8 protein-coding genes are annotated in these 9,035 nt (G+C 65.9%); 4 read left to right on the forward strand and 4 right to left on the reverse strand.

Features of this window, described 5'->3' with window-relative positions:
- The first annotated feature begins 62 nt into the window (after positions 1 to 62).
- The 3 genes from urtE (at position 63) to BRAO375_RS31145 (ending at position 2,459) form a co-directional block, all read left to right on the forward strand.
- Positions 63 to 752 carry an urea ABC transporter ATP-binding subunit UrtE gene (gene urtE, locus BRAO375_RS31135; protein WP_009031408.1) on the forward strand — a complete coding sequence of 230 codons (690 nt, stop codon included), beginning with the start codon at positions 63 to 65 and terminating at the stop codon, positions 750 to 752.
- 36 nt (positions 753 to 788) lie between these two features.
- Positions 789 to 2,018, forward strand: a complete 1,230-nt coding sequence (gene fmdA, locus BRAO375_RS31140; RefSeq protein ID WP_009031409.1) for a formamidase — start codon at positions 789 to 791, stop codon at positions 2,016 to 2,018.
- A gap of 99 nt (positions 2,019 to 2,117) precedes the next feature.
- On the forward strand, positions 2,118 to 2,459 hold the full coding sequence (locus BRAO375_RS31145; protein WP_009031410.1) for an FmdB family zinc ribbon protein: 342 nt from the start codon (positions 2,118 to 2,120) through the stop codon (positions 2,457 to 2,459).
- Positions 2,460 to 2,488: 29 nt separating this feature from the next.
- Here the strand turns inward: BRAO375_RS31145 and BRAO375_RS31150 are convergent, their stop codons facing one another.
- The 4 genes from BRAO375_RS31150 to BRAO375_RS31165 form a co-directional block, all read right to left on the reverse strand.
- Positions 2,489 to 3,313 carry an MlaD family protein gene (locus BRAO375_RS31150; protein ID WP_009031411.1) on the reverse strand — a complete coding sequence of 275 codons (825 nt, stop codon included), beginning with the start codon at positions 3,311 to 3,313 and terminating at the stop codon, positions 2,489 to 2,491.
- 57 nt (positions 3,314 to 3,370) lie between these two features.
- Positions 3,371 to 4,087: a DUF1614 domain-containing protein gene (locus BRAO375_RS31155; protein ID WP_009031412.1), complete on the reverse strand. Its 717-nt coding sequence runs from the start codon at positions 4,085 to 4,087 to the stop codon at positions 3,371 to 3,373.
- Positions 4,088 to 4,204: 117 nt separating this feature from the next.
- Positions 4,205 to 4,771: a class GN sortase gene (locus BRAO375_RS31160; protein ID WP_009031413.1), complete on the reverse strand. Its 567-nt coding sequence runs from the start codon at positions 4,769 to 4,771 to the stop codon at positions 4,205 to 4,207.
- A gap of 100 nt (positions 4,772 to 4,871) precedes the next feature.
- Positions 4,872 to 7,139 carry a marine proteobacterial sortase target protein gene (locus BRAO375_RS31165; RefSeq protein ID WP_009031414.1) on the reverse strand — a complete coding sequence of 756 codons (2,268 nt, stop codon included), beginning with the start codon at positions 7,137 to 7,139 and terminating at the stop codon, positions 4,872 to 4,874.
- A gap of 201 nt (positions 7,140 to 7,340) precedes the next feature.
- Here BRAO375_RS31165 and BRAO375_RS31170 point away from each other — a divergent pair, with 201 nt between their 5' ends.
- A complete protein-coding gene (locus BRAO375_RS31170) occupies positions 7,341 to 8,114 on the forward strand; it encodes a helix-turn-helix domain-containing protein (RefSeq protein WP_009031415.1) in 774 nt (257 codons plus the stop codon).
- Positions 8,115 to 9,035: the final 921 nt, after the last annotated feature.

Raw genomic sequence — 9,035 nt, forward strand, 5'->3', positions numbered from 1 at the left:
GAGCTTAGTGCCGATGCCGCTCGACCGATCGTCTCACTCCACCTTGCATAGGAAGACATCCGATGCTCGCAATCTCCGATCTTCATGTCGCCTATGGCCAGAGCGAGGTGCTGCATGGCCTGAACGTCAAGGTCGCGCCCAACGAGATCGTCGCGATCATGGGGCGCAACGGCATGGGCAAGACCACCTTGATGAAGTCGCTGATGGGCATCCTACCCGCCAAGAGCGGCTCGATCGCGATGGATGGCGCCGAGCTCGCCGGTCTCAAGAGCTATGAGCGCGTCGCCAAGGGTCTCGCTTACGTGCCGCAGGGCCGCATGATCTTCTCGACCATGACGGTGAAGGAGAACATCGAGACCGGCCTCGTCGTCTCCGGCGAGTCCGAGGTGCCCGGCGACATCTATGAGCTGTTTCCGGTGCTGCTGGAGATGAAGAGCCGCCGCGGCGGCAATCTCTCGGGCGGCCAGCAGCAGCAGCTTGCGATCGCGCGCGCGCTCGCCACCAAGCCGAAGGTGCTGCTGCTCGACGAGCCGACCGAGGGCATCCAGCCGTCGATCATCAAGGAGATGGCGCGCACCCTCAAGCGTATCCGCGACGAGAAGGGCCTCTCCATCGTCGTCTCCGAGCAGGTGCTGAGCTTCGCGCTCGATATCGCCGACCGCGTGCTGGTGATCGAGAACGGCGAGATCGTCCGCGACGATCCGCGCGACCAGGTCGATGCCGCGCAGGTCTCGAAATATCTGTCCGTCTAACCACTCCGTCCAAGCAAAGGTAAAGGGGAGCTCTTGATGCCTGACACACTGATCAAGGTCGATCTGACCAAGTCGGCCTACGAGAACGACAAGGTGCACAATCGCTGGCACCCGGACATCCCGATGGTGGAGTGGGTCAATCCCGGTGACGACTTCATCATCGAGACCTATGACTGGACCGGCGGCTTCATCAAGAACAACGACTCCGCCGACGACGTGCGCGACATCGACCTGTCGATCGTGCACTTCCTGTCCGGCCCGATCGGCGTCAAGGGCGCGGAGCCCGGCGACCTGCTGGTCGTCGACCTGCTCGATGTCGGTCCGCTGAAGGAGAGCCTGTGGGGCTTCAACGGCTTCTTCTCGAAGCAGAATGGCGGCGGCTTCCTGACCGATCACTTCCCGCTGGCGCAGAAGTCGATCTGGGACATCAAGGGCCTCTACACCTCGTCGCGGCACGTGCCGGGCGTGAACTTCGCCGGTCTCATTCACCCCGGCCTGATCGGCTGTCTGCCCGATCCGAAGCTGCTGGCGACCTGGAACGAGCGTGAGACCGCGCTGATCGCGACCAACCCGACCCGCGTGCCGGGCCTCGCCAACCCGCCGTTCGCGCCGACCGCCCATGCCGGCCAGGCCAAGGGCGACGTCAAGGCCAAGATCGGCGCCGAGGGTGCCCGCACCGTGCCGCCGCGCGAGCATGGCGGCAATTGCGACATCAAGGACCTGTCGCGCGGCTCGAAGATCTACTTCCCGGTCTATGTGCCCGGCGGCGGCCTCTCAATGGGCGATTTGCACTTCAGCCAGGGCGACGGCGAGATCACCTTCTGCGGCGCCATCGAAATGGCGGGCTGGCTGCACATCAAGGTCGACGTCATCAAGGACGGCGTGGCGAAGTACGGCATCAAGAACCCGATCTTCAAGCCGTCGCCGATCACGCCGAACTACCGCGACTACCTGATCTTCGAGGGCATCTCGGTCGACGAGGCCGGCAAGCAGCACTACCTCGACGTCCACATCGCCTATCGCCAGGCCTGCCTCAACGCCATCGAGTATCTGAAGAAGTTCGGCTACTCCGGCGCCCAGGCCTATTCGATCCTCGGTACCGCCCCGGTCCAGGGCCACATCTCGGGCGTCGTCGACGTGCCCAACGCCTGCGCCACCTTGTGGCTGCCGACCGAGATCTTCGACTTCGACGTGATGCCGTCGGCTGCGGGTCCGATCAAGCACATCAAGGGCGACATCCAGATGCCGATCTCGCCGGATAAATAACCCTCTCCCTGTGCGACGGGATGCGGGACGGCCGCGTATCTGGCCGCCCCGCATCCGCCGCGCGGACCTTGGAGACGATGTTGCGCAGGAGACGAGACAATGCCGGTCTATGAATATCTTTGTGACGAATGCGGTCCGTTCACCGACATGCGTCCGATGTCGGAATGTGATGATCCGCAGGTCTGTCCGCAATGCCGGGACATGGCGCCGCGGGTGATCCTCACCGCGCCCGCCTTCGCCTGCATGCCGGCGGACCGGCGCACGGCGCATGCCACCAACGAGCGCAGCCGCCACGCGCCGCAGACGCTGGCGGAATACAAGGCCAAGCATGGGCCGGGCTGCGGCTGCTGTTCGCCGAAGAAGTCGCCGCGGCTGATGACCAAGACCAAGAGCGGCGCCAAGGGCTTTCCGACGGCGCGGCCGTGGATGATCAGCCACTGAGCGCAAGGGGCGGCGCGATGCGCCGTCCCCTAGCGTGACGCCGGCACCCGCCGCGGTCCAGGTCCGGGCGCCTGGCCGCCGAACTTGACGGTCATCGCATTGGCGCCGTCGCTGATGTCGACCAGCGTCTTGCGGCTCTCGTCGATCACCTTGGCCGACTTGCGCTTGAAGCTGTCGACCAGCTCGCGCATCGATTTGATCTGATCGAACAACTGCCCAGGATTGCCGTCGGCGAAACCGGGAATGGCGCTGTCGATCTTGGTGACCAGTGTATCGAAGCCCTTGAAGATGTCCTCGGCCTTGTCGATCGCGGAGTCGAACGCCGCGGTCTTGGCCTGCAGCGAGGCGGTCTCGGTCTCGAACGTCTGCAGCGCCTCCTTGATCGCTGGCGCATTACTGACGACGTATTTGTCGATGTTGTGCACCGTCTCGACCATCGTCTCCTGGTCCTTGAGATCGGCCGTCAGCACCGGTACGCCGTCGCGGTCCAGCGGCACCGGCGGCGCGGTCGGCGCGCCGCCAACCAGCGAGATCGCGGCGATGCCGGTCAGGCCCTGGAACTCGATGCCGGCCGTGGTGTCCTTGCGGATCGGCGCCGACTTGTCGAGCGTGATCATGGCGACGATCTTGCGCGGGCTTTCGAGGTTGATCGACAGGATCTGCCCGGCCTGCACGCCGTCGAAATTGACAGGGCCGCCCTTGCGCAGGCCCGCCGCCGAGCCGCCGTCGAACACCACGCGCATGGTGCTGCGCTGCTCGGCAATGCGGCGTTTCTGCTTGATCAGAACGCCGCTGATTCCGGCCGCGACCACCGCGATCGTCAGTGTTCCGACAATGAGATTGATCGCGCGCATTCGGTGTCCGCTGCTGGCTGGGCCCGATTTTAGCCGTTAACCCGCCGGGTGGGAAGCTCAGCGCGCGAGGCCCGGACGGGACGGCGCGGCGAGGCCGGCCAGCAGCACCGCGAGGATGCCTGTGAGAAACACGCCGTCGAACGTGCCGGCGCCGCCGATCGAGGCCACGGGGGCGCCAAGGCTGCCGATCTTGTCGAGGTTCATCAGGTCGGCGCCGACCAAGGTCCCCATCGACCCGCCGATATAGGCCAATGGCGCAGCGTATTCGCGCGACAGCAGGAAGGCGAGGATCGCGGTCACGACGACCGGCGCGAACACCGGCACGGCAATTCCGACACCCTGGACTGGCGTTGCCATGGCGTGGATGATGACCGCGATCACCAGCACCGCGATGGTGGCGCGCAGCCAGAGCTGGTAGCGCAGCACGAGATAGGTCGACATCAAGGTCGGGATCACGGCTCCGCCGACATTCACCGCGAGCAGGGTGCCCGGCCACTGATGTACCAGCGGCACGACATATTGCATGCCGAAGAAGTCGATGATCTCGCCGGAGCGCGCCACCTGACCAGGCAGCATCGTGATCGGGATGTTGAAGTAGCTGCCGACCAGCGAGCCGAACAGCAGCAGCATCGCGGTCCCAGAACTGACGCCGAGCTTCATGTAGGCGTAGCGCAGGATGCCGAGCTGAATCAGGATGATCACGACGCCGAACGCCAGCACCAGGATGGCGAAGAAGGCGGGCGTGATCGGCAGGTACTGAACTTGGGAATGCATGTCGAAAGCGCTTCGGATGCGGGTCTTGCTCACTCCATAGGATCATCCCACGGCGGCGGCAGGGTGACAAATGGGCATTCGGCGCTTGGTTCCCAAGGGCGGCCATGCTCGCTTCATTCATCGATCGCCGATCAGTGTGGCATGTAGCACATAGCGTTCCGGCCCTTGTGTCAGCGCGTCGAATGGCCAGCAGGTCGAGAGCACCAGCTCGGCGCGATCCGTCGCCGGATCGATGCCCGACTCGTCGAAGCGGACGACGAGGGCCGCATCGGCGCGATAGCGAAAGGTCTTGCCGTCGCGCCTGATGATGTCGATCTCGTCGCCGATCCTGGCGTCCTTCAGGAAGCGGAAATGCGTGTCGCGATGCGCGGAATAGACGGCGATGCCGGTCTCGCCCGGCTCGGCCGTGCCCTCGACGTGACCGGCGCCGAAGGCCAGCGCCTGGCCGCTGGAGCCGGCCAGCGCGATGGTCGAGATGCCGAGCCGCTTCACTTCAATGCGGGCGACCGGGACGGTGTCGGCCCAGGACCATGGCTTGATAGGTTGGCCGGTGGCGATGGTCTGGCTGAACGCACGGTCGAGCAGCACCTGTGCGACAACGGCCTTGGCATGGATGAGGGCGCCATGGCCGAACAGGACGAGACCGACGAGCGCGACCGCGAGCGCGATGACGAAGCGTGGCATTCTCTCTCCTCTCGTCATTGCGAGCGAAGCGAAGCAATCCAGAGTCATCGTGCAGCCCCTGGATTGCTTCGTCGCTTCGCTCCTCGCAATGACGCGTTGCCTAGTTGGCAGCTCGTCGCCGGATCGCGACGAGCCAGATCAGTTCAAGCATCAGCACACCCAGGCCGAGCAGCATGCTGAGTTCGGCATCGGTGGCCGTCTTCGGCAGCGTGATCGTCGCGGGGCCAGCCGGCACCACCGGCCGCTTCAGCGCGGCGAGCTGCACGTCGCTATCTCCCTCGGCGCGGCGGTCCTTCTGCATCGCTGGCATCCGGCCGCGCTCGCCGAACACCTTCTCGAAATCCCAGCCGGCTGGCAGGTTGATCGGCAGCTCGGCGAGCTTCAGCGGCTCGCCGTCGGGGCGGCGCGGGGTCTTGTCGACGGCGACGAGGCTGGTCAGGCGGGTCACGAGTTGATGCTCCAGCGCCAGCTTCAGGATGGCGCCGTCGGCTTCCTCCGGCGTCATCTGCCGCATCGTCCTGGCGACCTCGGCATCGCCGATCTTGCGCCGCGCCCACAGTTTCGACAGTCCCTTGCCTTCGGCGGCGCTGGACAGCGGCAGCGTGATCGTCCACGGCTGGTCGCCGATACGACCCTTGAGCTGGAGCGAGCCGGCGAGGCGATCGATTTTGGCCGCGAGCACCAGCGGCTCGTTGCGATAGACGTCGGGCAGCACGGCGGGCGTCAGGTCGGCCGAGGCTTCCGAGAACGTCGCGGTCAGCCCCGTCACCACCGGGTTCTCCAGCTTGGCGAACAGGTCGCGCATGCGCTCCTCGACCTGCTCGACGGAGCCGATATGGGTGAAGGCGCCGCGGCCGAGCTCGGCGGCGCGGCTCATCAGATAGGTGTTCGGCGCCGAGCCGATGCCGACCATGAAGATGCGCGAGCGGCCGCGCATCGCGGTGATGGTCTCGAACAGCTGCTGCTCGTTGCCGATCGCGCCGTCGGTCAGGAACACCACCTGGCGCACGCGGTCGCTGTCGCTGCCGTCGTCGGTCAGCGCCGCGCGCATTGCCGGCACCATCTCGGTGCCGCCGCGCGCGTCGAGCGAGCTGACGAAGCTGGTGGCGCTGCCGACATGCTCGGCATCGGCCGGCACCGAGGATGGAAACAGCACGGTCATGGTGTCGTCGAAGCGGATCACGTTGAAGCGGTCGCCCGGCTGCAGCCGCCCCAGCGCATAGAGCAGGCTGGCCTTGGCCTGGCGGATCGAGGTGCCGCCCATCGAGCCGGAATTGTCGATCACGAAGATGACGTCGCGCGGCTGCGGGCGCTGCGTGGTCGCGGCCACCGCGGGCGGCGTGACGAAGGCGAGCAGATAGTCGGCATCGCCGACCTGCTCGTGGAACAGGCCGACCGACGGCATCTTCTCCGACGCTGGCTTCCAGGTCAGCTCGAAGTCGCGATCGGCGGGTACCACGCCCTCGGCCAGGGTAACAACGCGCGTTCTCGCATCGGGGCTGTCGATCGTCACCTGGTGATGGTGGCTCTTGACCTCGCCGAGCGCGAAGCCAGCCTGCAGCCGCACGGTGATCCGGGTCGGATTGACCGGATCGTTCTTCGCGGGGTCGAGCACTTCCGGCGAGATGCGGTCGCGGTCCGGCACCGGGTCGTTGCTCGCGGCACCCCAGCCGTTGCTGTCCGGGCGGAGGTCGACGCTCTGCACGATCGGCTTGGGATTGTAGCGCGGCGCCACCACAAGCGGCACACGTAGCGAGAATTCGCCGGCGACCTGCGCCACCGGCTGCTGATACTCGATCTGCACCAGCACGGTTTCGCCCGGGCCGATATTGGCGAGCGAGTTGGTGAAGATGTTCGGCCGCTCCTGCTCGGTCAGCGCCGCGGTCTTGCCGTCGCGCTTGGCCTGCTCGTAGATCACCTTGGCCTCCTGGCGCGGCTTGATGTCGCCGACCACGATTCGATCACCGACGATCATCTTCAGCGTGTCGACGGCGCTGTCTGGCGGCAGCGGATAGACGTAGACGGCCTCCAGCCATTGCGAGCTGGTGTTCTTGAACAGTTGCGTCACGCGCGCCCGCGCGGTCGGCCCTGACACCACGATGTCGACGTCGATACCAAGCCGCGGCGCTTCCACGTAGCCGGCATCGCTCTTGAACAGCAGCGCGCCGGAGCGCGCATCGCCCGGCTTGGTCAGCGGCGCCAGCGGACCCTCGGCCGACCAGCCCGGGGTGATGCTGAGAAACAGCGCGGTGAAGCCGACCAGCGCCACGGCGGCGGCTTGCAGCAGCAGGAACAGCAGCATGGTCACGATCCAGGACCGGACCGGATGGCGGCTGCTGCGGATGTCATAGTCGATGGTGTCGCTCATGAGGGGCTCCGCAACGAACAGAATGGGGCAGGCCGAGATTGAGCGCGGCGTGCTGTCGTCGCGAGCGGAATGGTCGGTCTTGTTCGGCCGCCGCCCGCCCGGCTCGGTCCGGTGGTGCGCGAGAGGGCGGCTGATCTGTCCGGGTTTGTGCTGTTTTGTCCGTCTGCTAGAAGGGAGCTCCGTCACGCGTCAGGGGCCAGGATGTCGATACCGGACAACAGCGAGCTATCGGACGAGCAGAGCCGGCAGGTGGCCGAAACCATCCGCGAGGAGATCGCGCGTCGCCGGATGTCGCGGCAGGCGCTGGCGGAGCAGGCCAGACTGAGCCTGTCGACCCTGGAGAAGGCACTCGGCGGCCGCCGCCCGTTCACGCTCGCCACCATCGTCCGGCTCGAGCAGGCGCTCGGGATCTCCCTGCGCAAGGCGCCGAGCACGCCGGCTGCAGCGCCAGCCGCCAGCGGCGGCATCGCGCCGGACAGTCTCGGCTCCTATTCGCGGCGTGCGGTGGAATGGATCGAGGGTACTTACGTGACCCTGCGGCCATCGTTCGGCGACAAGGACGCGATCTATTCCTACCGCACCGATATCGTCTGGGACGATGCCGCCTCGTCGCTGATGTTTCGCGAGGGCGCGCGGCTCGACGCGGCCTTTTCGCAGTTCGGCGAGGTCGCCGTGCCCAACCAGTCCGGCTTCGTCTACCTCGTCACCAACCGTCACGGCCAGCACCGCCTGATCACGGTGTCGCGGCCGACGATCACCGGCGAGATGTACGGCATCATCACGACCTTGCTGGCCGGCCGCGGCTCGCTGCTGACGCCCATCGCAGCGCCGATCGCGCTGTTGCCGTTACGGAACGTGGTCGAGCCGAGCTTCGGGCGGCTCGGGGCTGATGATCCGAACTATCAGCTGTACCGCGAGCATCTGCGCAAGACCGTCGAGGAGCCGTTCGCGCTGTTCGTGCAGGGCGTGCGGTGACGTCACCAACGTCATTGCGAGGAGCGAAGCGACGAAGCAATCCAGAGTCGTTGGCTTTGGCCCTGGATTGCTGCGCTCGCAATGACGGAGCCTGTGGTCAGGGGCGGTGTTTCAACAAACACCGTGTCGTCCCGGCGAACGCCGGGACCCATACCCCCAGGGAGCAGTTTGAGTCCGGTTGGTCATTGGCTTTTTCGCGCCACATCACCGCCGCGGAGTATGGGTCCCGGATCGGCGCCGCGACGCGCTCTGCGCGTCACGGCTTGTCCGGGACGACGGTGGTGGGTGGGGCGGGATTCACGGGATCAAACAGCACGACGTACAAACAGCCGAACGTCTCAACGGCAGATCGGATCGATCAGCAGGCAATCGACTAAGGACGTGCCGTCGCAGTCTCGCGGCGAAACTCGCCCGAGGTTTTCAATCAGTCCGTCCCTCTTCAAGAGCAGAGGGCGCAGGGAATGCCGGGTGAAGGCCTCACCCATGGCCCGCCTACGAAAAGAATGCAGGCGGCAGGTACCACAGGTGCAGCCGACATTCCGGCATTCCCTGCGCGATGGGCTTACGGCTGCTTCGCGATCTCCCCGGTGCGCCGGCTTGTTGGCCACCGTCATCCACGCCGTGCGTCTGCAGCGGCGCCGACTTGACCTCAGCTTCGGGAGGTCAGGACCACGCGACTTGACCGTCCGCGGATTGCCGTTCGTCCGCGCATCCGAAGACACGTTGCGGCAATACCACGGCCATCGCATCCCCACCTCGCGTGTCGTGACGATCGCGCGCAACGCCCCTCTGCGGTGAGGCGGGATGGGCGGGAGATCATCATAATTTCGGAAAAATGTCAATCTGATTTCTGTAATCGGAAGTCGTCCCCAGCGGCGGTCGGCTCCCCTCCCCCTTGCGGGGAGGGGTCGGGGGTGGGGG

The sequence above is a fragment of the Bradyrhizobium sp. ORS 375 genome (genome assembly GCF_000239775.1).
GTDB lineage: Bacteria > Pseudomonadota > Alphaproteobacteria > Rhizobiales > Xanthobacteraceae > Bradyrhizobium.